The organism is Aminobacter sp. GW821-FHT11F06 (assembly GCF_058808215.1).
On sequence record NZ_JBXARL010000001.1, the window covers coordinates 389,294 to 410,431 of the forward strand.

The 21,138-nt window shown below is 63.1% G+C and carries 20 protein-coding genes; all 20 read right to left on the minus strand.

Annotated elements, in window-relative coordinates:
• Positions 1 to 164: 164 nt before the first annotated feature.
• The 20 genes from AC1RTB_RS01900 to AC1RTB_RS01995 all read right to left on the minus strand — a co-directional run bounded on the left by AC1RTB_RS01900 (position 165) and on the right by AC1RTB_RS01995 (position 21,039).
• A complete protein-coding gene (locus AC1RTB_RS01900) occupies positions 165 to 1,070 on the minus strand; it encodes an SDR family oxidoreductase (RefSeq protein ID WP_492876640.1) in 906 nt (301 codons plus the stop codon).
• Positions 1,071 to 1,081: 11 nt separating this feature from the next.
• Complete coding sequence (locus AC1RTB_RS01905; RefSeq protein ID WP_492876638.1) at positions 1,082 to 1,684, minus strand: gamma carbonic anhydrase family protein; 603 nt, start codon at positions 1,682 to 1,684, stop codon at positions 1,082 to 1,084.
• Positions 1,685 to 1,686: 2 nt separating this feature from the next.
• Entirely contained in the window at positions 1,687 to 2,838 is a 1,152-nt protein-coding gene (locus AC1RTB_RS01910; RefSeq protein ID WP_492876636.1) for an acetyl-CoA C-acetyltransferase, read from the minus strand.
• Positions 2,831 to 3,895, minus strand: coding sequence for an acyl-CoA dehydrogenase family protein (locus tag AC1RTB_RS01915; RefSeq protein ID WP_492876634.1), 1,065 nt, complete (start codon positions 3,893 to 3,895; stop codon positions 2,831 to 2,833). The genes AC1RTB_RS01910 and AC1RTB_RS01915 overlap by 8 nt, the downstream gene beginning before the upstream one ends.
• Positions 3,896 to 3,910: 15 nt before the next feature.
• Positions 3,911 to 5,074, minus strand: coding sequence for an acyl-CoA dehydrogenase family protein (locus AC1RTB_RS01920; RefSeq protein WP_492876632.1), 1,164 nt, complete (start codon positions 5,072 to 5,074; stop codon positions 3,911 to 3,913).
• A gap of 37 nt (positions 5,075 to 5,111) precedes the next feature.
• Positions 5,112 to 6,008, minus strand: a complete 897-nt coding sequence (locus AC1RTB_RS01925; protein ID WP_492876630.1) for an enoyl-CoA hydratase — start codon at positions 6,006 to 6,008, stop codon at positions 5,112 to 5,114.
• A gap of 116 nt (positions 6,009 to 6,124) precedes the next feature.
• The gene (locus AC1RTB_RS01930; protein ID WP_492876628.1) at positions 6,125 to 7,069 is read right to left on the minus strand and encodes an aldo/keto reductase; all 945 of its coding nucleotides are present in this window, start codon (positions 7,067 to 7,069) and stop codon (positions 6,125 to 6,127) included.
• Positions 7,070 to 7,108: 39 nt separating this feature from the next.
• Positions 7,109 to 8,728, minus strand: a complete 1,620-nt coding sequence (locus AC1RTB_RS01935) for a GMC family oxidoreductase (RefSeq protein ID WP_492876626.1) — start codon at positions 8,726 to 8,728, stop codon at positions 7,109 to 7,111.
• Positions 8,725 to 9,255: a thioesterase family protein gene (locus tag AC1RTB_RS01940; protein WP_492876624.1), complete on the minus strand. Its 531-nt coding sequence runs from the start codon at positions 9,253 to 9,255 to the stop codon at positions 8,725 to 8,727. The genes AC1RTB_RS01935 and AC1RTB_RS01940 overlap by 4 nt, the downstream gene beginning before the upstream one ends.
• Before the next feature lie 6 nt (positions 9,256 to 9,261).
• Positions 9,262 to 9,969: an ABC transporter ATP-binding protein gene (locus AC1RTB_RS01945; protein WP_492876622.1), complete on the minus strand. Its 708-nt coding sequence runs from the start codon at positions 9,967 to 9,969 to the stop codon at positions 9,262 to 9,264.
• On the minus strand, positions 9,962 to 11,728 hold the full coding sequence (locus AC1RTB_RS01950; protein WP_492876620.1) for a branched-chain amino acid ABC transporter ATP-binding protein/permease: 1,767 nt from the start codon (positions 11,726 to 11,728) through the stop codon (positions 9,962 to 9,964). The genes AC1RTB_RS01945 and AC1RTB_RS01950 overlap by 8 nt, the downstream gene beginning before the upstream one ends.
• Before the next feature lie 41 nt (positions 11,729 to 11,769).
• On the minus strand, positions 11,770 to 12,648 hold the full coding sequence (locus AC1RTB_RS01955; RefSeq protein WP_476801103.1) for a branched-chain amino acid ABC transporter permease: 879 nt from the start codon (positions 12,646 to 12,648) through the stop codon (positions 11,770 to 11,772).
• A gap of 194 nt (positions 12,649 to 12,842) precedes the next feature.
• The gene (locus AC1RTB_RS01960) at positions 12,843 to 13,775 is read right to left on the minus strand and encodes a sugar phosphate isomerase/epimerase family protein (protein WP_492943785.1); all 933 of its coding nucleotides are present in this window, start codon (positions 13,773 to 13,775) and stop codon (positions 12,843 to 12,845) included.
• A 24-nt stretch (positions 13,776 to 13,799) separates the two neighbouring features.
• Positions 13,800 to 14,573 (minus strand): ABC transporter ATP-binding protein, encoded by a 774-nt coding sequence (locus AC1RTB_RS01965; RefSeq protein ID WP_492876615.1) that lies wholly within the window; start codon positions 14,571 to 14,573, stop codon positions 13,800 to 13,802.
• A gap of 5 nt (positions 14,574 to 14,578) precedes the next feature.
• A complete protein-coding gene (locus AC1RTB_RS01970) occupies positions 14,579 to 15,583 on the minus strand; it encodes an ABC transporter substrate-binding protein (RefSeq protein WP_492876613.1) in 1,005 nt (334 codons plus the stop codon).
• A gap of 45 nt (positions 15,584 to 15,628) precedes the next feature.
• Entirely contained in the window at positions 15,629 to 16,477 is an 849-nt protein-coding gene (locus AC1RTB_RS01975) for an ABC transporter permease (RefSeq protein ID WP_492876611.1), read from the minus strand.
• 24 nt (positions 16,478 to 16,501) lie between these two features.
• The gene (locus tag AC1RTB_RS01980; protein ID WP_492876609.1) at positions 16,502 to 17,851 is read right to left on the minus strand and encodes an LLM class flavin-dependent oxidoreductase; all 1,350 of its coding nucleotides are present in this window, start codon (positions 17,849 to 17,851) and stop codon (positions 16,502 to 16,504) included.
• 97 nt (positions 17,852 to 17,948) lie between these two features.
• Positions 17,949 to 18,506, minus strand: coding sequence for an FMN reductase (msuE, locus tag AC1RTB_RS01985; RefSeq protein WP_492876607.1), 558 nt, complete (start codon positions 18,504 to 18,506; stop codon positions 17,949 to 17,951).
• A 336-nt stretch (positions 18,507 to 18,842) separates the two neighbouring features.
• Positions 18,843 to 19,340, minus strand: a complete 498-nt coding sequence (locus AC1RTB_RS01990; protein WP_492876605.1) for an ester cyclase — start codon at positions 19,338 to 19,340, stop codon at positions 18,843 to 18,845.
• 271 nt (positions 19,341 to 19,611) lie between these two features.
• A complete protein-coding gene (locus AC1RTB_RS01995) occupies positions 19,612 to 21,039 on the minus strand; it encodes a gamma-aminobutyraldehyde dehydrogenase (protein ID WP_492876603.1) in 1,428 nt (475 codons plus the stop codon).
• Positions 21,040 to 21,138 lie beyond the last annotated feature (99 nt).

Here is a 21,138-nt window from a genome sequence, read left to right on the forward strand (position 1 = left end):
CTTCAGCCTCGAGGTATGCCCGACGCCTTAGGCTTGCAATCAATCACGGGACGGCACGTCGCCGTCCCGTTTCATTTCAGCCCGGTCAGTCGAGCGTCCGCAGGACAGCAAAAAAGGGCGCCGGTTTCCCGACGCCCTTTGAAATGCCTGGAAGTCTGGCTGGCTTACGAGCCGTAAACCGGCTTCGGCGCCGGGCGCTCCGCCACCAGCTGCTTGATCTTGGCGCCGAGCTCGGCGGCATCCCAGCGGCTGCCCTTGTCGAATTCGGGTCCGTCGTTCCAGCCCAGTGTCACGCGGATCTTGCCGCCGATCAGCTCGAAGATTTGCCCAGTCACGTCGGCCGAGGCCGAGCTGCACAGCCAGGCGACCAGCGGCGCGGTGTTTTCCGGCGCGAAGATGTCGAATTCCCCGTCCTTGGCCTGCATCGCCTCGGCGAATGCTGTCTCGGTCATGCGTGTGCGCGCGTTGGGCGCCAGACCGTTCGCGGTGATGCCATAGCGGCGCAATTCCGCCGCTTGAACCAGCGTCAGCGAGGCGATGCCGCCCTTGGCCGCCGAATAGGCACTTTGGCCAACGCTGCCCTGCAGGCCAGCACCTGACGAGGTGTTGACGATGCGGGCATCGACGGTCTTGCCGGCCTTCTGCTGAGCGCGCCAGTGGTCGACGGCATGGCGGCTGACGCAGAAATGGCCGCGCAGATGCACGCGCAGCACCGCATCCCACTCTTCCGGCGTACAGGACACGAACATGCGGTCGCGCACGAAGCCGGCATTGTTGACCACGGCATGCAGGTCGCCGAAAGCGTCGAGCGCGGCCTTGACGATGCGTCCGCCCGCCTCGAAATCGGCGACGTCGTCATAGTTCGCGACCGCCTCGCCACCCAGCGCCCTGATCTCATCGACCACCTGCTGGGCCGGCGTTTCGACTGTCGAGTCACCATGCGTGCCGACGCCGAGATCGTTGACCACGACCTTGGCGCCTTCGGCCGCCAGGCCGAGCGCATAGGCGCGGCCAAGGCCCCGGCCCGCGCCGGTGACGATCACAACCCTGTTTTCGCAGATCCCCGACATGTCAGTCCTTCTCACTTGGTCTTGGTCGACAGCCGCACGGCACGCGCCTGGCCGGCATTGCGCTTGCGGTTAGGCTCCGGCACCCGGAGCGGTTCGCATTCCAGAAGATCGGCAAGCGACCGGTCGGCGAGGCGCTGGTATTCGCCATCGCCATTGTTGCGCCACCGGATCGCCTCTTCAGGCATTTCCTTGATGACCTTTGCCGGATTGCCAGCGATCAGGCTTCGTGGCGGTGTCACCACGTCGTTCTTGACGAGGCTGAGTGCCGCCACAAGGCTGTCGTCGCCGATCACCGCCCCGTCGAGAATGACCGCGTTCATGCCGATCAGCGCGTTTTCGCCCACCGCGCAGCCGTGAAGGATGGCGCCATGGCCGACGGTCGCGCCGCGTCCGACAATGCAGTCCGAGCCGGCGCCCGTATGCAGTGTGCAGTTGTCCTGCACGCTGGCGTCACCGACAACCGTGATGCGGCCAAAGTCCCCGCGAAGCGACGCGTTCGGGCCGATATAGCAGCGCGGACCGATGGTAACGTCCCCAATCAGTACCGCCGTCGGGTGCAGGAAGGTCGTGGGATCGACCACAGGCACGATGCCCTCGAAAGAATACACCGGCATCGTCAGAGCCTTTCGATGATGGTCACGTTGGCCTGGCCGCCACCTTCGCACATGGTCTGCAGCGCATAACGGCCGTTGCGGCGTTCGAGTTCGTTCAGCATCGTCGTCATGATGCGCGCGCCAGTGGCGCCAAGCGGGTGGCCGAGCGCGATCGCGCCGCCATTGACGTTGACCTTGTCGCGCGGAATGCCAAGCTCCTTGATCCACGCCAACGGGATCGACGCAAACGCCTCGTTGCATTCGAACAGGTCGATGTCCTCGACCTTCAGTCCGGTCTTCTCCAAAGCATGGCGGGTCGCGGGAATGGGTGCTGTCAGCATCCACACCGGATCGTCACCACGCACAGTCATGTGGTGGATGCGAGCGCGCGGCTTGAGGTTGTGATCCTTGACCGCGCGCTCGGAAGCGATCAGCAGCGCTGCCGCGGCGTCGGAGTTCTGGCTGGCGACGCCGGCATGGACGCGGCCGCCCTCGATCAGCGTCTTCAACGTCGCCATCTTTTCCAGCGTCGTGTCGCGACGCGGCGTCTCGTCGACGGCGAAATCGCCGATCGGTGCGATCTCGTTGACGAAGCGGTCTTCATCGATGGCGGCAATGGCGCGCTGATGGCTTTCGAGCGCGAACTGCTCCATCTCGTCGCGCGAACATTGCCATTTCTCGGCGATCATTTCGGCCGAGCGGAACTGGCTGACCTCCTGCTCGCCATAGCGCGCAAGCCAGCCCGGCGAGGTACTGAACGGGTCGGGAAAACCGAACTGCTGGCCGACGATCATGGCGGAGGCCATCGGCACCATATTCATGTTCTGCACGCCGCCGGCAACGACAAGGTCCTGTGTGCCGCTCATCACCGCTTGGGCCGCGAAATGCACCGCCTGCTGGGCCGACCCGCATTGCCGATCGATGGTTACACCCGGCACATGATCGGGCAAGCCGGCCACCAACCAGCAGGTGCGGGCGATGTCGCCGGCCTGCGAGCCGATGGTGTCGGTGCAGCCATAGATCACATCGTCGACAGCATTCGGATCGATCCCGGTTCGCGCCATGAGTGCCTTGATTGGATGGGCACCGAGATCGGCCGAATGCATGGACGCAAGCGAGCCTTTCTTGCGGCCGACAGGCGTGCGGACGGCGTCGACGATATAGGCTTCAGGCATTTTCGGCCTCTCTGGCAAATGTATGTTCGGGTCCGAGTGCTGCACCAAAGACGCGTGCGGCAACACGTCCGCGATGGAAGGCACTGCCGCCCCACCAATTGGTCAGCGCGATGCCGCGCTTGAGGAAGAAGTGAACATCCACCTCCCAGGAATAGCCCATCGCGCCATGCACCTGGATCGAGGTGCGGGCAGCGACGTCGCAAGCGTCCGTGCAGGCGAGCTTGGCCTGCGAAATGCGGGCACGGCTGTAGAGGTCGGCGTTCTCAAGCTGTGCAGCTGCCGCATGCAGCACCGGCCGGGCGAACTCGATCTTGACCTGAGCCGTGGCAAGATGGTGCTTCACCGCCTGATAGGAGCCGATCGGCTTGCCAAACTGCTGGCGCTCCTTGGCATAGGCAACGCCGAGATCGACGCAGCGCTGGGCCATGCCTTGCATCTGCGCGGCGGCAAACAGCGCGCCCCGGTCGAGCGCTGCTGCAAGAGGTGCTGCCGCCTGCGTCGCATCTGCCAGCAGCGTGTCAGAGCTTGGCGTGAATTCCACTGTGAAAAGGCGGCGAAACGGGTCGACGCTCGGCTGCGCGGTAAGCTTGGTGGAAACCGTGTCGACCAGATGCAACGCACCGTCGCGGACCACCAGCACCGCAGCTGCTGTATCGGCATCGGCGACGAACGGATTGGCCGGGTGAGCGACCGCCACGGTCACCTCGCCTGCCAGCGCTTTTTCGAGCACTGCGGCTGCGCGCGCATTGTCGGCAAATGCCGCGAGCAGCGGCAGGGCCACACCCGCATTTTCGACCAGCGGTTCGGGCAAACAGGCATAACCGCAAGCTTCGGCGATCTGCACGAAATCGACGGCGTTGAGGCCAAGCCCGCTTTTGTCTTCGGCGACCAGCGCGCCGGCAAGGCCCATCTCGACGATCTTTGCCCAGCGGTTTTCGTCGCGAGCAACACCCTCGCCCATCAGCCGACGCAGGTCGGCGGGCTGGCAGACGTCAGTGAGCAGCTCACGCACCACATCAGCTGTCATCGTCTGTTCTTCGGAGAAACGGAAATCCATCTTTTCGTCCCCCCGTTAAGCGCGCGGCAGGCCGAGCATGCGCTCGGCGATGATGTTGCGCTGGATCTCATTCGAGCCGGCATAGATCGGACCGGCCAGCGAGAAGAAATAGCCATCGAGCCAGCGGCCGATGTCGCCGGCCTCAGGTGCTGTGCGCAGCAATTCGGCGCGCGCACCCAGGATCGACAATGCCGCCTTGTGCAGGGCTATGTCCATTTCCGACCAGAATATCTTGTTGGTGCTGGCCTCGGCGCCGATATGGCCACCGGCGGCGAGGCGCGAGGCCGTCGCATAGATCGACAGCGCATAGGCTTCGGCATCCATCCAGGATTGCAGCACGGCTGCGCGGACCGTCGGCTCGACTTCGGCCTCATGCGCCTTGAAGAGATCGACCAGCTTGCGCGCCGCCACCTGGAAGCGTGCCGGGCTGCGCAGCATCAGACCGCGCTCGAAGCCGGCGGTCGCCATGCAGATGTTCCAGCCCTCGCCCTCGCCGCCGAGGCGGTTGAACGCAGGCACACGAACGTCGTCGAGGAAGATTTCGGCAAAACCGGTTTCGCCGTCGATCTGCGGGATCGCCTGAACCCGCACGCCAGGCGCGTTGAGCGGGAAGAAGATCAGCGACAAGCCCTTGTGGCGCTGCGAGGCCGGATCGGTGCGGAACAAGCCGAAAGCCCAGTCGGCGAAGACGGCGCGCGACGACCAGATCTTGTGGCCCTTGAGCACATATTCATCGCCTTCGAGCATGGCTGTGGCACGCACCGCGGCTAGATCTGAACCGGCCTGCGGCTCGGACCAGGCCTGCGCCCAAATCTCGTCGCCGGAAGCCATGGAGGTCAGGAAGCGCGCCTTCTGCGCGTCCGTGCCATATTCCATCAGCGTCGGGCCGAGCAGGAAAATGCCGTTCTGGTTGACACGCAAAGGTGCTGCGGCCCGGTAATATTCCTCCTCGAAGATCAGCCACTGGATCAGGTCGAGGCCACGTCCGCCATAGCTTTCGGGCCAGGTCACCATGCCCCAGCGGCCCTCGTTGAGGGTTCGCTCCCAGGCGCGATGCGCCTCAAAACCCTCGCGGCTGGCATCGAAGGACGGCAACGGCGTTGCCGGCACATGCGCTTCGAGCCAGGAGCGCACTTCCAGCCGGAAGGCCTTCTGCTCTTCGGTGTAGTTCAAATCCACGCTTGGAAATTCCCGTTGGTCGACAGTGGCGAAAGGCTCACGCCTCGCCGGCCTGCTTCTTGTTTGCCGCAGCCATGCTCTTTGCGTCCTGTCCGCCCAGCGTGTTGCCGGTGGTCAGGTCGTTCTGGGCATGGGCGAAATGGTGCATGTGGTAATGCGCGTCCATCGCGGTGCGCTTGCCGCGCAGCTCCTCGACATGGTTGATCGCCTGCTTGGACAGCCACAGGCCAAGGCGCGGATACTCGGCGAGCTTGCTTGCCATCGCTCGGCCGGCACCTTCAAGCTCCTCGCGCGACACGATCTTGTTGACCATGCCGTATTGTTCGGCGCGCGCCGCAGGCATGCGTTCGCCGAGCATCAGGAATTCCTTGGCGACACGCGGCGGCAGCTCGAAGGCATGAGCGAAATACTCGACGCCGGGAATGCCCATGCGCACGACCGGGTCCTGGAAGAACGCATCGTCGGTGGCGACGATGAAATCGCAGACCCAGGCCAGCATCAGCCCGCCGGCAACACAAGCGCCCTGCACCAGCGCGATGGTCGGCTTAGGGATATCCCGCCAGCGCCGGCACATGCCGAGATAGACCTCATGCTCGCGGGTATAGAGCATTTCGGCCGCCGGCTTGTTGGTATGGTCGGCCCACATCAGGCGGCGGTCGAAGGTCTTGTTGACGTCGCGGCCCGGCGTGCCGATGTCATGGCCGGCGGAAAAATGCTTGCCCGCGCCACGCAGGATGATGACCTTGACCGCATCGTCGTCGACGGCGCGCTTGAAGGCATCGTCAAGCGCATAGGTCATCTGCGAGTTCTGGGCATTATTGAACTGCGCCCGGTTCATCGTCACCCAGGCAATCGGCCCTTCGGTCTCGTAGAGAACCGGCTGGTCCGTCTCATAGGTGATATCGGCCGTGCGCGGCTCCACCAGATCGCTCATATCAAGGGTTTCCGCTGACAATTCAATTTCGTAGCTGACGGCAAACTAGGTCTCCCGCCAAGGGATGAAATCGTCCAAAGGGACTAACGGCATTGGCGGCGCGGTGCGCCGTCCGATCATTTGCAGATCGTGTCGATCTCGGCCAGATCCTCCGCCGAAAGCTTCCACGATGCGGCAGCGGCGTTGGCGACAACCTGTTCGGGACGCGTGGCGCCGGCGATGACGCTCGACACGATCGGTTGTGCCGCCAACCACGAAAATGCCAGCTGAAGGATGGTGCGTCCGCGCGCCTCACTAAAGGCGATCAGCTTTTCGACCTTGTCGAGATTTGCCTCGGTCAGGCCGGCCTTGAAGTAGGCCATATTCATGCGGGTGTCGGCGGGCATCTCCTGGCCCTTGCGGTATTTGCCGGTAAGCAGGCCGCTGGCGAGCGGGAAATAAGGCAGCAACGTCATGCCGGTCTTGCGCATGGCCGGGAACAGCTCTGTCTCGGCGCTGCGCGAAATCAGATTGTACTCGGCCTGCGTCGACAAAAGGCTGCTGAGCCCATGGTGGCGCGACGTCCAGCTGGCGTCGACCAGCTGCCATGCCGGCAGATTGGAGCAGCCGAGATAACGCACCTTGCCCTGCTTCACGAGATCGTCGAGCACGCGCAGTGTCTCTTCGATCGGCGTCAGCGGATCCGGGAAATGATACTGGTAGAGGTCGATGTAGTCGGTCTTGAGCCGGCGCAGGCTGTCTTCAACCGCGCCCATGATATAGCCGCGCGAGGCGTTGTAGCGCGTGCTCTTTTCACGGTTGAGCGGCGAGGCAAACTTGGTGGCGAGCACGACATCCTTGCGGCGGTCGCCGAGGATTTCGCCCAGCGCGCTTTCCGAACCGCCATTGACGCCATAGGAGTCGGAGGTATCGAGCAGCGTGATGCCGGCGTCGAGTGCGGCATGGACGACCTTGCGGGCGCCGTCGGTATCGAGGCTTTTGATCATGCCGCCGAAATTGTTGCAGCCGAGGCCGACAACCGAAACCTCAAGGCCGGAACGGCCCAGAACGCGCTTTTCCATCTCGCCTACTCCATCATCTCTAGTCGCTAAGCATATGTATTAGTTGATAGTCGCCTTGATCATATCAGCGGCCTTCTCGGCAATCATCATGGTCGCGGCATAGGTGTTGCCGTTGACCAGCACAGGCATGATCGACGCGTCCACCACCCTGAGCCGCTCGACGCCGCGCACGCGCAGTTGCGGATCGACCACCGAACCTTCATCGGCGCCCATCCGGCAGGTGCCGGCGGCATGGTAGTGGGTCACCGTCGTCGCCAGGATATCGGCGCACAGATCGTCCAGCGAACGGATCGGCCGGGCCGGCAGCAATTCCTTGCCCAGCGAACCCGCGAGCGCTGGCTGATGCACGATGGCCCGCGCTCGGTCTGCCCCCTCTGCCAGGATGCGGAGGTCGCGCGGATCGGAGAAATAGTTGGGCGAAATCGCCGCATGCGCCAGCGGATCGGCCGATTTCAGCGCCACCCGGCCACGGCTGTAGGGCGAGCCGTGATTGAGCAGCAATGTGAAGCCGTGCTCCTTGGGCAAGATGCCGAGCACGCCAGGTCCACGCCTGATCACCAATGCGGGTGCCATGCACACCTGGATTTCGCTGCCGCTGTCGCCGCCTTGAGAACGGAAATATCCACTCGTCGGAAACAGCCCCCGGCTCAACACACCACTGCGCCCGAACACATATTGCGCGCCGGCCTTGAGCGCGCCCCATGGACGGACGTGGCTGTAGGCACTCACCGGCTTGGTCGTCGTATACATCAGCCGATACATAGGGTGGTTCTGAAGGTTCTTGCCAACCTCTGGCCAGTCAGCCACCAGCTTGATGCCGAGTTTCCGCAGTGGTGCTGCTTGCCCAATGCCTGACAGCATCAGCAGTTGCGGCGAGTTGACCGCCCCGCCCGAAAGGATCACCTCCTTGCGCGCACGCGCCAGCTTCGCCCGTCCCGCCTGGACGAACTCCACGCCAGTGGCGATGCCGCGCTCAATGACGACACGCAGCACCGGAGCATCGACGATCAGCGTCAGGTTGGGTCGCTTCAGCGCCGGATGCAGGAACGCCGCCGACGCGCTCGACCGCTTGCCCTTGCCGATGGTCAGGTCGACATGGCCAAAGGCTTCGGGTGCATCCTTGTTAAGGTCGTCGGTGAGCGGCAGCCCCTCCTGCCTGGCGGCGTCGAGGAACATGTCGCAGACCGGAGCGGTGCCCTGCCCCTTGGCAACCTGCAAAGGCCCCTTGTCGCCATGGATGTCGTTGGCGCCACGCTCGTTGGTCTCCGACTTCTTGAAGTAGGGCAAGACGTCGTCATAGCCCCAGCCCTCGCAGCCAAGGGCCTTCCAGTTGTCGTAGTCGCTTCGGTGGCCGCGCATGTACATCATGCCGTTGATCGAGCTCGACCCGCCGACGATGCGCCCCTGCGCCCAATAGAGCCGCCGACCGCCCAATGCCTGCACCGGTTCGGTCTCGTAGCTCCAGTTGTAGGCCGGATGCGTGCCGGTCACCACATTGGCGCCGGGGATCTTGAGCAGCAGAGCCTTGTCTAGCCCGCCGGCCTCGATAACGGCCACACGCATGTTCGGATTCTCGGACAGTCTTGCGGCGAGCACGCAGCCGGCCGCGCCCGCGCCAACGATGACGTAGTCGAATTCGAGATCGACGATGGAATTCACCTCGATTTCCCGAAATCTCGGCGCGCCACGCCTTTTGGCCAAGGCAGGTGCGCATGCTTGGCGGCCAGAACCGACAGGCGGTCGGCGACGTCTGCCATGACGATCCTGGCAGCCTTGCGCACGCGCAGGTCGACATGGATCGACAGGCCCTCGACCGTCGCGGCGCGATAGTTCTGGTCGACGTTCCACAATTCGTGGAAATGATGCACGCGTTTGAGGTCCGTCCACAGCACCACGCTGCGCGCCTCGAGCTTCGCGTCCGGCATCAGTTCGCGCTCGTAGCGAACGCTCTTTTCCAGCCGGAAGAAACTGTAGCTGGTGCTTCTGATGTAGTCGTCATGAATGCCGAACATCTCGAACAGGTCGGTCTCGGCGAGGTCGAACACACGGTCGTACCACGACACGTTCATATGCCGGTTGACGTCGAGCCAATGCGGCTCGACGCTGCCCCGGAAGCTGATATGTGGGCGCGGCGTCTCGCTTGAGGGCGGGTCGAAAGTGCCCGCAGCCGCATCCTCGCCAGCCATTCGTCCCTACTCCGCCGCCGCTGGCGCCGGAGCGTTCAACTTCTCGTCGAGTTCCGAGGCCAGGCAGGAGAATTTCACCTTGCCACGCTCGATGATCATGGCGCGATCGGCGTAAGGTGCCGTCACGGCCAGATGCTGCTCGACGATGACCACCGCCGTGCCGGTCTGCGCCCAGCGGCGCAGGAAGGCGAGGATCGGCGGCAGCAGCGCCTGGGCGAGGCCCATCGACGGTTCATCGCAAAGCAGAACCTTCGGCTGGGCGATGAAGGCCTGGCCGAGCGCCAGCATCTGCTGCTGTCCGCCTGACAGGTCACGGGCGTAGAGCTTGTGCTTCTCCTTGAGGACCGGAAAAACCGCGTAGATTTCCTCGACGGCATTGTTGAAGCCGGCCCGGTCGCCGCGCCGCGCGGCAGCCCCCATGCGCAAATTGTCGAACACGCTGAGTTCGGGAAACACCCGGTGCCCGTCGAGCACCAGCCGCAGGCCCGACTGCGCCACCTTCTCTGGTGCCAACCCGCCGATCGGCCTGCCCTCCAGCAGCACCTGCCCGCTGTCGGGCTTGTTGAAACCGGCGATCGCCCGCATCAATGTCGACTTGCCAGCGCCGTTCTCGCCGCCGATGAGCAGGATTTCGCCTGCCTTGGCCGAAAGCGAGACATCGCGCAGCACCGGGATCGTGCCGTAGCCCGCAACCAGATTCTTGACCTCAAGCATGGCGCGACCCCACGAACATATGCTGCACCGCAGGGTCCTTGGCGACCACATCCGGCTTACCCGAGGAAACCACCCGGCCCTGTTCCAGGACCGTGATCGTATCGGCGATACCCCACACAAGGTCGAGATCGTGCTCGACAAGGATGACGGTCTTGCCCATCTGGCGGCTCAGGAATTTGACCAGATTGGCGAAGTTGGTGCGCTCGCCCTGCGACAGGCCGGCGGCCGGCTCGTCAAACAAAACGATCGTTGCCTCCTTGAGCACCGTGCGCATCACCTCCACCAACCGGCGCTGACCATGCGACAGGAGATTGGCGCTGTCCTGGCCGAACTCGCTCTCCATCGCATTGGCAAGTGCCGTAATGTCAGGGCTCGCAGCCCCCACGCGGGCGTCCATGCCGATCTTCAGATTGTCCCACAGCGACAGCTGGCTGAAGATGCGGGGCGCCTGGAAGGTGCGGCCAAGGCTCATATTGGCGATGCGGTCGGCGGCCATGTTGGTCGCGTCGACACCGTTGATCATGAACGAACCGGAGTTCAGGCGGCTGAGGCCGGTCAGAACGTTGAGCAGGCTGGTCTTGCCCGAACCATTGGCGCCGATCAGGCCATGAACCTCACCTTTACGTACCCTAAGGTTGACGCTGTCGACCGCCACCACCTGGCCGAACTTCTTGGTGCCGTTGATGACCTCCACGGCGATCTCTTCGCTCGGCTCGCGCGTGACCTTGCCCGACTGGAGATTGGCAAGGAAACCGTCGATGCGGAAAGCCTGTTCGCCGCCACCCGTCTGCTTGCGCTTGGCGCGCAGGCGCTCGATCGAGCCAACGATGCCGTCGGGGAAAATCAGCACCGCCGCCAGCGTCAGGCAGCCATACATCAGCAGGCGGTATTCGACGAACTGCGCCAGCAGGATGTTGGGCAGGATGAAGACGATCCAGATGCCGATGATGGGGCCGAGCATCTGCCCGCGCCCGCCGACGACAACGGCGAAGAAGAAGACAAACGACAGCTCGATGTTGAAGCCCTGCGGGCTGACGAATGCGACCGTCGGCAGATAGAGGATGCCGCAGATACCGGTGCCGATCGAAGCGACAATGAAGGCTACGAAGCGCATCACGCCCGGCTTGATGCCCAGCGAGCGCGCGGCTTCAGGGCTGAGCGCTGCGACGAACATGCTGCGGCCGAGCCTGGAGCGGCGGATCAGGTAGTGCGCGGCAAGGGCGATCATCGGGAACACCGCAACCGCGATCGCCAGCGGCGACATGCCGAAGATGGCAGGATCGGTCAGCTCCGGCACGCTCACGCTGATGCCATTGATGCCGTTGGTCCACTTGTCGAGCGTGACCAGCAGCTGCGGGAATACGATCGCGGCACTCATCGTCACGAAGCCGAGATGGAAACCCTGCACGCGCAGTGCCGGCAAGGCGAACAGCAGCCCACCGAGCATGGCCGCAACGATGCCGCCGAGGGCTGCCAGCGCGAACGGCCAGTCATGCAGCCCATAGAGGATCGCCGCACCATAAGCGGCAAGGCCGAGGATCGCGCCCTGGCCGAACGACTTCTGGCCGGCATCGACAAACAGCATGTTCTGGAAGATCGCCGCGGCGATATAGATGTTGACCAGCTGGAAGGTGTGAATCCAGTAGGAGTTGCCAAGGATCATAGGCCCAAAGCCGGTGATGGCGATCAAAGCCACGCCGATCCACACTTGGGTCAAGTCGGAGTTGAAGCGGCCTTTTGGCCTGGTTTGTTCAGTCACGGAAATGGATCCGGTTTGCACGGTTGCACTCGCCTGCATGATCACACCCGCCTTGCGCCGACGCGACCGAACAGGCCCTGCGGTCGGAACATCAGGATGATCACCAGCACCAGAAGCGAGGCCAGGTCCTGGTAGGCGCCGCCCACCTTGTAGGCGGTCAGCATGGCGACCACGCCGACAAGCGGGCCGCCGATCAGCGTTCCCGCGTTGGAGCCGATGCCGCCGACCACGGCTGCAACGAAGCCGTTGAGCACGTATTTCAGGCCGGCGTCTGGGCTCACCGAAATGACCGGCGCAACCAGGAAGCCGACGGTGCCGACCATCAGGCCGCTGATGGCGAACGAGATCAGCTGCAGGCGTCGCACCGGAAGGCCAGCGGCACGGGCCGCGTCAAAATCCTGCGACAGCGCGCTGATGGCGAGACCGATGAAGGTCTTGCGCAGGAAGAAGCGCAGCGCGAAGAACCAGAAGATCATCGCCACAATCGCCAGCGCATAGGCCCCCGGCGTTCGCGTGCCCAGGATGCGGAAGCTCGGCACGACGCTGGAGACGGAATAGGCGAACGGCCCCTGCGTGATCATCAAAAGTGCAGCGACGATGACCGAGACCGAAACTGTCGAGATCAGCCAGCTATCCTGCTCGACCGAAGAGCGCAGCGGCAAAAGCGTGATGTAGCCCTGGAAGGTGACCACGGCGGCAATGAGCAGGCCGGTGAGGACCAGCATCAGCGTCCACTGCCCAAGCCCGACCTGATTGGCCAGGAAGTAAGCGGCGAAACCGCCCAAGATGAACATGTTTCCCTGGGCAAAATTGAAGATATTCGTCGCGCCATGGACGATGTTGAAGCTCATCGCGATGGTGGCGAAGATCGAGCCAATGGCGATCCCGCGTATCACGATGATCAGTATTTCACTGAGCATAAGCTCGCCTCCCTGACACACTTATGAACCCACCCCTGCCGGCGCAGGGCAAGCCCGAACGCATGATGAGGGTGGGGTATTTTGGGACGAGCTTATGCGGTGCGACAGCCGCCGCAACATCGTTCGAACGGACTAACGTAGCGGTGCAAATTCTTGACCAAGAAAACAGGTTCTAGAGCGCCTGATGAGTGGGTTCAAATCCTGTCGAAGCAGCGTCTTGCGCTCAGGAGGGATACCGCCGCGGCCTCTTGCAGCTCGCGTTCCGTCTGCTGTGGAGAAATGATCTCGACACTCAGTGGCACTTGAACCCCCATGCCATCGAGCGTCCCGATAAATGCGTTCAGGTCAAAGGCGCCCTGCCCGCATAGTTTTCGGTTCATCGTGTCGGCGGCAAGCGTTCCACTTGGCTCTGCCTCCGCATCGTTGACCTGAACGCAGAGCACACGGTCGGCAGGGATCCGCTTCAAGTCGCCCAGCGCCACGCCGGCGCGAAAGATGTGCCAGGCATCGATCACCAAGCCGGCGTTGGGAATGCCCTCGATCAGGCGCAATGCGCTATCGACGTCGCGCACATTTCCCCAGGCGACTAGTTCAAGTGCGATCGCAATGTCGTGCTGCGCGGCACGCGCGCAAAGTGCAGCAAATTGCCTCTGCATGATTTCGAGGGAAATGCCGCGTCCACCGAGATCCGGACCGACATTGAGCACCCTGGCTCCAAAGGCATTCGCCGCCTGAAACGCTGATATCTCGTTGCGACGCGCGACCTCGCCTGCGTCCCCATCCATGAACCAGTCGGTCAGGAACTCGACCGACACATGTTTCATGCCGTTGCGCTTGAGGATTTGGCGCAGCTCGGCATCGCCAAATCCCGCCTGACGCTGTTGGAAATAGTCGCGGAAATGCAGGCACATGCCGGTGTAGCCGGCTGCGGCGCACGCTTCGACCCTTGCCGCGAAGGTGTGACGCGAAGCCACCGGCCCTCCCGGCACGACACCGCTGATCGTGTGGGAACTGCAGACATATTCGCGGGGCTTAATCATGGCGGCCTGCGGCTGATCCTTGCAGTATCTCTGCCGCCTAAGATGCCAGCATCGACGCCTGCTCACAGGTCCGTTCGGACTATCCATGCCCGCATTCGCAGTCGCCCTCCTTCAGTGCAGCCCGAATTCGTGCAGCAGTTCCTCGCGGTAGCGGACGAAGCGGGCTTCGCTGCGATCGCGGGGTCGGGGAAGATCGACCTCGATCAGGCGCGCCGCAGCACCCTTTTCCTTGGGCAGGACCAAAACCCTGTCGGCGAGATAGACCGCTTCTTCAAGGTCATGGGTGACCATGATCATGGTGACGTTCTCCTCACCCCAGATGCGGGCGAGTTCTTCTTGCATGGTGATCTTGGTCATGGCGTCGAGCGCGCCCAGGGGCTCGTCGAGAAGCAGGATCTCGGGTTGCACCGTCAGCGCCCGGGCGATGCCGACGCGCTGGGCCATGCCGCCCGACAGTTGCTTGGGATAGGCATCGGCGAAGTCTTCGAGACCAACGAGCGCGATGTAGTCGCGAGCCCGTTCCTCGGCCCGGCCGCGCGCCTCGCCACGTACTTCCAGGCCAAAAGCGACGTTGCCAAGCACGGTAAGCCAGGGCAGCAGACGCGGTTCCTGGAAGATCACCGCGCGATCGGTGCCCACACCTTGCACCGGCGCGCCGTCGATCAGCACCCGGCCGCCGTCAGCCGCCTCCAGGCCGGCAAGCACACGCAAAAGCGTGGTCTTGCCCGATCCGCTGGCACCGACAATGACCAGGCATTCGCCGGCGCGGATGTCGAGATTGAGCCCCATGAGCACGGCCAGCGGGCGACCATTGATGGCGAAGGATTTGGAGAGGTCGCGTATCGACACCTCTCCGCGGCGGTTGCTGACGGTGATGTTCATCATCGTTCTCAGTTCGACTTCGCTTCGGCATTCGGCTGGAACAGAAGATCGGCAGCCTTGAACTTGCCCTTGGGCAGCGAGCCGTCGCGTTCGAGCACATTGATCCAGAAATCGAGGTCGCGCGGGATCGCCTGGGCGCCTTCACGAAGACCGAAGCCTGTCCAGTGCTTGGCAAGGTCGCCATTTTCGCCACGGTCATTCAAAATCTTGGCAAGGACCTTGCGCGCTTCGTCAGGGTTCTGACGCGACCAGTCGGCGGCGCGGGTCGCTTGTTCGACGAAGTGGCGCGCGGCCTCGGGATGCGCCTCGATGAAGTCGCGGCGCAGCACGATGAAGCCGCCGGCGATCTCGCCCAGAACGTCGGTGTCGTCGAAGACGGCACGGACGCCGCCATGCTCCTTCAGCACACCTTCGAAGGTCGCCTGCCAGTAGCCGAGAGCAGCGATGTCGACCTGGCGTGAGCGCAGTATCTGTTCGAGCTGCGGCCCAGGCACCACAACGAGGTTGGCGGCGCTCTGCGGCAGGCCTGCCTGGTGAAGCGCCTCGCGGACGGTGTAGTCGAGATGCGCGCCCAGCGTGTTGACCGCGATGGACTTGCCGGCAATGTCGGCGATGGATTTGATCGGGCTATCGTCGAGCACGTAGAAAACGCTCTGGACCTGGTCGTTGATGCCGTTGCTGGGATAGGCGGCGACGAAGTCGTTGCCACCGGCGATCGAGTTGACAACCGCCGAGGTCGCGGCCGAACCGACGTCGACGCTGCCGGCAGCGAGTGCGAAGAGGGACGCTGGCCCGCCCTGGGCGTAGCCCACATTCTCCAGCTCGACGCCGAGATCTTTGTAGTAACCCAGCTCGTATGCGAGTTCATGCGGGGAGACGCCGCCCTGACTGGCAAGGTAGCGGAACTTCACGGTTTCAGGCGACTGCGCCAGGGCGAAGCTGGGCAGGCCTGCCGCGGAAAGCCCAAGTGCGAGAACGGCGCCGAGGCCGAGGGACCGGCGAGAGAGTGTCATGGTCGGATCTCTTTCATGGTTGATAGGATTGTCGGAACATTGCGATCAGTTGGCCGCACTGCTCCAGCGGCAGAGGCGGCGTTGCAGCAGGACCAGCGCGTAGTTGGAAAGCAGCCCGAGTCCGGCCAGAAGGATGATCGCCGCGAACATCAGCGGGATCTGGAAGTTGTACTGGGCGTTCATGACCTGGAAGCCGACGCCCTTGTTGGCGCCGATCATCTCGGAGGCGATCAAGAGCAAAAGGGCGGTGGTCGCCGACAGCCGCAGACCGACAAAGATCGAAGGCACCGCACCCGGCAAGACAACACGGCGGAACACTGTCAGCCTCGACGCGCCATAGACCCGCGCCATTTCGATCAGCTTTGGGTCGACCTCCTTGACACCGCCGATGGTGTTCAAAAGCAGAGGAAACAGCGTCGCCCAGAAGATGACGAAGACCTTGGAGGCCTCGCCAAGACCGAGCAGCAGGATGAACACCGGGTAGAGCGCGAGCGCCGATGTCTGCCGGAACACCTGCAGGATCGGATCGAGCGCGCGTTCGACCGCCCGAACCTGGCCCATGAACAGGCCAAGGGGGATCGCCACCACGACAGCAGCGGCGAAGGCAGTGCCCGAGCGCTGCAGCGAGATGGCGATGTCGTCGAGCAAGGCGCCGCCGACGACGCCCTTCCACAAGGCCGCTATGATGGCATCGAGCGGAGGGACGACCGCCGGGTTGATCCAGCCCTTGGTGCTGGAAAGCTGCCAGAGCGCGAGGAAGCCGAGCAAGACGCCGTAGCGTGACAGGAAGCGAACCGCTGCCTGGCCGCCGCGCTGCATGAGTTCGATGCCGGCCGTGCCGTCGCTGATGCCCGCGCCGATGACTGTCGGCTGCTCAATGTGCTGCAAACTCATCGTTCTTTTCTCCGGGGTTGAGAATTATTCGGCGGCCTGCAGCGTGTTGCGGCTTGCGGTCCATGGATTGACCGGGCGTGGCAGGCCGAGATTTTCGCGCAGCGTGCGGCCCTCATAGGCGGTGCGGAACAGGCCGCGGCGCTGCAGCTCTGGCACGACGAGATCTACGAAGTCGTCGAGCGCGCCCGGCAGCCATGGCGGCAGGATGTTGAAGCCATCGGCGGCTTCGTTGTGGAACCATTCCTCGAGCTGATCGGCAACCTGGGTGGCGCTGCCGACCACCGTGTAGTGGCCGCGCGCGGTCGCCACCCACTGGTAGAGCTCGCGGATTGTGAAGTTGCGCTCATCGGCGATCTGGCGGATCAGCGCCTGGCGGCTCTTCATGCCCTCGGTTTCCGCGCTCTTGGGCAGCGGCCCGTCGAGCGGATAGCCCCTGATGTCGAGCGTGCCACCGGTCAGCCCGTTGAGCAGGGCGACGCCATCCTCTGGCAGGATCAGCTCGGTCAGCTTTTCGTATTTGGCGCGGGCTTCATCTTCGGTGCGGCCGACGAAGGGAGCAACGCCCGGCATGACCAGCACATGGTCGGGGTTGCGACCCTCGGCCCGCACGCGCGCCTTGATGTCGCGATAGAACTCCTGCGCCGAAGCGAGGTTCTGATGCGCGGTGAAGATGACCTCGGCCGAAAGCGCTGCAAGCCGACGCCCGTCCTCGGACTGGCCAGCCTGGACCACCACGGGATGCCCCTGCACCGGACGCGGCACGTTGAGCGGTCCCTTGACGGCGAAATGTGCGCCCTTGTGGTCGATGTCGTGGACCTTGTCGGGGTCGTAGAACCGCCCCGACGGCTTGTCGCGGATGAAGGCGTCGTCCTCCCAGCTGTCCCACAGCGCCTTGACCGTCTCGACATGCTCCTTGGCGCGGGCATAGCGGTCGGCATGGTCGGGCTGCTTGTCGCGATTGAAATTGCGCGCCGTGTCGTCGCCGGCTGACGTGACGACATTCCAGCCGGCGCGGCCGTTCGACAGAAGGTCGAGCGAGGCAAACTTGCGTGCCAGCGTATAGGGCTCTTCATAGGTGGTGGAGGCTGTGGCGATGAAGCCCAGATGTGTGGTCAGCGGTGCGAGGGCGGCAAACAGCGTGACCGGCTCGAAGCCGGCGATCTTGGCGTTGCCGCCTTCGCGTCCGCCGAGGCCGACTGACAGATTGTCGGCAAGGAAATAGGCGTCAAACAGGCCGCGCTCGGCGGTGAGGGCGAGCTCGGTGTGAAAGGCGAAGTTGGTAGCACCGTCGGCGGGCGAGCCGGGATGGCGCCAGGCGGCGATGTGCTGTCCGCCACCGGGCAGGAAGGCGCCAAGTTTGATCTGTCTGGTCATAACGATCTCCTTGTGAAGACGACCAAGGTCGATCCGGCGGCGAGGGCCGCAGGTTGGTCAGGTCGGGTGATGAGTTTTGCTGGCTTGTGGCCTGGGATCAGGCGGCGAGGTCGACGCTTGTGCGTGCCTGCACGACCCGACAGGCTTCGTCGACAGCCTGCTGGGCACGGGCGCGGATCGCTTCGGACACGAGCACGCCGTCGGCGAAATCCCTGTCGGAAGCGTAGATGGCGGTCGAAATTGTCAGCGCCTCGAAGAAGCCGAAGAGCGGCCGCAACTGGTGTTCGACGATCAGAGAATGACGCTCGCCGCCGCCGGTCGCAGCCAAAATGACAGGCTTGCCTTTCAGCGACGTTGGATCGAGCAGGTCGAAGAAATGCTTGAACAGGCCGGTGTAGCTGCCTTTGAAGGTGGGCGAACCGACCACCAGAATGGCCGCACTCGACAGCTGCTCGACGATGGCCCTGGCGGACGGGTCAAGATCGCTGACGCGCCTTGCCTGGGCGAAGGATGGGCCGAGGTCTTCGATGTCGTAAGTGGCCGAGGCTGCACCGGTGCTTTTGGCGACTTGCGCAACGATGTGGTCGATGAACAGTCTTGTCTTCGACGGACGGGTCAGATTGCCCGAAATTCCCACCACGAGCTGCTTTGGCATGTCCGGCTCCTCACAATCGGCTAACTTCCATTAACTCTACGGAATTTGTGGGGTTTGGAGAGCGAGAGGATTTCAAATCCGGCCTCCCAAGCGGATGGAGTTTGCAAAACAACGCCCGTGATTAGTTCATCTGGCACTGCTACCGCCGTGTCGTCGTATGACTGAGCCAACGCGACCATGACGGCGACGCACTCGACCGCCCGTCAGGAAATGACGGTGCGGATCCAACGCAAATCGATGCGACGGCGCTGCCGCCCGACATGTGGCGCGAGCCAATCAAGCACCTTGGGGTATCAAGATTGACTCTGATGAAACAATATGGCGCCGCTTGACCCGCTACATCAACCCAAGCTGCTTATAGAAGCCGAGCGCGTCGTAATAGTCGCTCTGGGTCGCGATCTTTCCATCCTTGACCGAGAACATCGAGGCACCGGTGATGGCGAACTTCTTGCCGGTAGCCTTGGTGCCATCGGCCCAGTCGCCTGTATTGGTGCCTGAAAATTCCCATTCAAACGACACGCGATCGTCCTGCACCACCGGTGCACCCTTCATCTTCCAGACAGCATCTGGAACGGCGTTCAAGAAATTGTCGATGACGCCTGATTTGGCTGCGTCCTTGCCTTCGACCGGCTTGCCGACCGACGCGTCGTAGTAGACGACATTGTCGGCGAAGTGCGCGGCCGCCTTGGCCGAGTCATGGGCGTTCCAGGCGGCGAGATAAGCCTCTACGGCTGCTTGCGGCTTGTCTTGTGCCCAAGCAGGCGTGATGGCCGGCACGGCAGCGATAAACGCAGCGGCAATGGCTGCGGATGCGAGAAACTGGCGGCGATGCATGTTTCTTCCTCCCTTGTTTCCTTCTCCCCGTTCTGCGCCCGTCGAAGGACCGAGGAGAAGATAGGCAACTGGCCAGCGCCAAGGTCCCCCTCCCCCTTGTGGGGAGGGGTTAGGGGTGGGGGTCAATCACGTACTCACAGGTTCACGGCCTGGTGACGACGCGATCCGTCCAGCTACCCCCACCCTGTATCCCTCCCCACAAGGGGGAGGGAGACGTCAGCGTCAAGCTTCACTCGAATGCATTCATCTCCCACAGGGGGAAAGGCAAAAATTACCCATGCGCGATCATGACGTGGCGCACCGCGGTGTAGTCCTCCAGCGCATAGACCGACATGTCCTTGCCATAGCCGGACTGCTTGAGGCCGCCATGCGGCATCTCGTTGGTCAGCATGAAGTGCGTGTTGATCCAGGTGCAGCCATATTGCAGGCGGGCCGCCGTCGACATGCCGCGCGAGATGTCCTTGGTCCACACCGACGACGCCAGGCCGTAGTCGCTGTCGTTGGCCCAGTTGACCGCCTCGTCGACATCGGAAAAGCGGGTGATCGAAACGACCGGACCAAACACCTCGCGGCGCACGATCTCGTCTTCCTGCAGCGCGCCGGCAATAACCGTCGGCTGATAATAGAAACCACCGCCCTCGCCCGGCTTGCCACCGGTGGTAATCTCGATGTGCTTGAGTTCGGAGGCACGCTCGACAAAGGAGGCAACGCGGTCGCGCTGGCGCCTGGAGATCAATGGTCCGATCTCGTTTTCGGTGTCGTCGACATGGCCGAAGCGGATCGTCGACACCGCCGATGACAGGTCGGCGACGAGCTTGTCGTAGACGCGTCTGCCGGCATAGATGCGGCAGGCGGCGGTGCAGTCCTGGCCTGCGTTGTAATAGCCGAAGGCACGCAGGCCGTTGACCACCGCGTCGATGTCGGCGTCGTCGAAGACGATGACCGGTGCCTTGCCGCCGAGTTCGAGATGGGTGCGCTTGACCGACTTGGCCGCCGCCTGCAGCACCTTCTTGCCGGTGGCGACATCGCCGGTGATCGAGATCATGTTGACTTTGGCATGGTTGATCAGCGTGTTGCCGACACTTTCGCCACGCCCGAGCACGACATTGACCACGCCTTCCGGCAGCACATCTGCAAGAATTCTGGCCAGCTTCAGCGCCGTCAGCGGCGTCTGCTCCGACGGCTTGAAGACCACCGTATTGCCGCCGGCAATCGCCGGTGCGAGCTTCCACGCCATCATCATCAGCGGGTAATTCCACGGCGCGATGGAAGCGACGATGCCGATCGGGTCACGGCGGATCATCGAAGTGTGTCCGGCCAGATATTCACCCGCCACCAGCCCCGGCATCGAACGCACAGCACCAGCAAAGAAGCGGTAACAGTCGACGATGGCCGGGATCTCGTCGTTGAGCACGGCATTGATCGGCTTGCCGCAGTTGAGCGCTTCGAGCCTGGCGAAACCTTCCGCCTCCGCCTCGATCCGGTCGGCGATCTTGAGCAGATAGCCGGAGCGCTGCGCCGGCGTTGTCTTCGACCAGCCGACAAAGGCCTTTTCGGCGGCGGCGACCGCAGCCTCGATCTGCGCCTGCGAGGCCTCTGGCAGGCTGAGGATCGTCTCGCCGGTGCGCGGATTGAGGATCGCTTCTTCTGTCTCGGTTCCTTTTTCGAACTTCGAGCCGATCAGCATTTGGGTGTCCATGTAAGCTCTCCCTGAATTGGTGTTTCAAGAGAGCGAATAGCGAATAGCGAGTAGCGAATAGAAACCATCGGTCATGCTTTCTATTCGCTACTCGCTACT

What these genes read in the sequence shown, in the direction of transcription:
- AC1RTB_RS01995 (WP_492876603.1), bottom strand. Translation starts at nt 21,039, where the DNA reads ATGGACACCCAAATGCTGATCGGCTCGAAGTTCGAAAAAGGAACCGAG.
- AC1RTB_RS01975 (WP_492876611.1), bottom strand. Translation starts at nt 16,477, where the DNA reads ATGAGTTTGCAGCACATTGAGCAGCCGACAGTCATCGGCGCGGGCATC.
- AC1RTB_RS01900 (WP_492876640.1), bottom strand. Translation starts at nt 1,070, where the DNA reads ATGTCGGGGATCTGCGAAAACAGGGTTGTGATCGTCACCGGCGCGGGC.
- AC1RTB_RS01960 (WP_492943785.1), bottom strand. Translation starts at nt 13,775, where the DNA reads ATGGATAGTCCGAACGGACCTGTGAGCAGGCGTCGATGCTGGCATCTT.
- AC1RTB_RS01945 (WP_492876622.1), bottom strand. Translation starts at nt 9,969, where the DNA reads ATGCTTGAGGTCAAGAATCTGGTTGCGGGCTACGGCACGATCCCGGTG.
- AC1RTB_RS01955 (WP_476801103.1), bottom strand. Translation starts at nt 12,648, where the DNA reads ATGCTCAGTGAAATACTGATCATCGTGATACGCGGGATCGCCATTGGC.
- AC1RTB_RS01965 (WP_492876615.1), bottom strand. Translation starts at nt 14,573, where the DNA reads ATGATGAACATCACCGTCAGCAACCGCCGCGGAGAGGTGTCGATACGC.
- AC1RTB_RS01905 (WP_492876638.1), bottom strand. Translation starts at nt 1,684, where the DNA reads ATGCCGGTGTATTCTTTCGAGGGCATCGTGCCTGTGGTCGATCCCACG.
- AC1RTB_RS01980 (WP_492876609.1), bottom strand. Translation starts at nt 17,851, where the DNA reads ATGACCAGACAGATCAAACTTGGCGCCTTCCTGCCCGGTGGCGGACAG.
- AC1RTB_RS01910 (WP_492876636.1), bottom strand. Translation starts at nt 2,838, where the DNA reads ATGCCTGAAGCCTATATCGTCGACGCCGTCCGCACGCCTGTCGGCCGC.
- AC1RTB_RS01930 (WP_492876628.1), bottom strand. Translation starts at nt 7,069, where the DNA reads ATGGAAAAGCGCGTTCTGGGCCGTTCCGGCCTTGAGGTTTCGGTTGTC.
- AC1RTB_RS01940 (WP_492876624.1), bottom strand. Translation starts at nt 9,255, where the DNA reads ATGGCTGGCGAGGATGCGGCTGCGGGCACTTTCGACCCGCCCTCAAGC.
- msuE (WP_492876607.1), bottom strand. Translation starts at nt 18,506, where the DNA reads ATGCCAAAGCAGCTCGTGGTGGGAATTTCGGGCAATCTGACCCGTCCG.
- AC1RTB_RS01990 (WP_492876605.1), bottom strand. Translation starts at nt 19,340, where the DNA reads ATGCATCGCCGCCAGTTTCTCGCATCCGCAGCCATTGCCGCTGCGTTT.
- AC1RTB_RS01970 (WP_492876613.1), bottom strand. Translation starts at nt 15,583, where the DNA reads ATGACACTCTCTCGCCGGTCCCTCGGCCTCGGCGCCGTTCTCGCACTT.
- AC1RTB_RS01925 (WP_492876630.1), bottom strand. Translation starts at nt 6,008, where the DNA reads ATGAGCGATCTGGTGGAGCCGCGCACGGCCGATATCACCTATGAGACG.
- AC1RTB_RS01915 (WP_492876634.1), bottom strand. Translation starts at nt 3,895, where the DNA reads ATGGATTTCCGTTTCTCCGAAGAACAGACGATGACAGCTGATGTGGTG.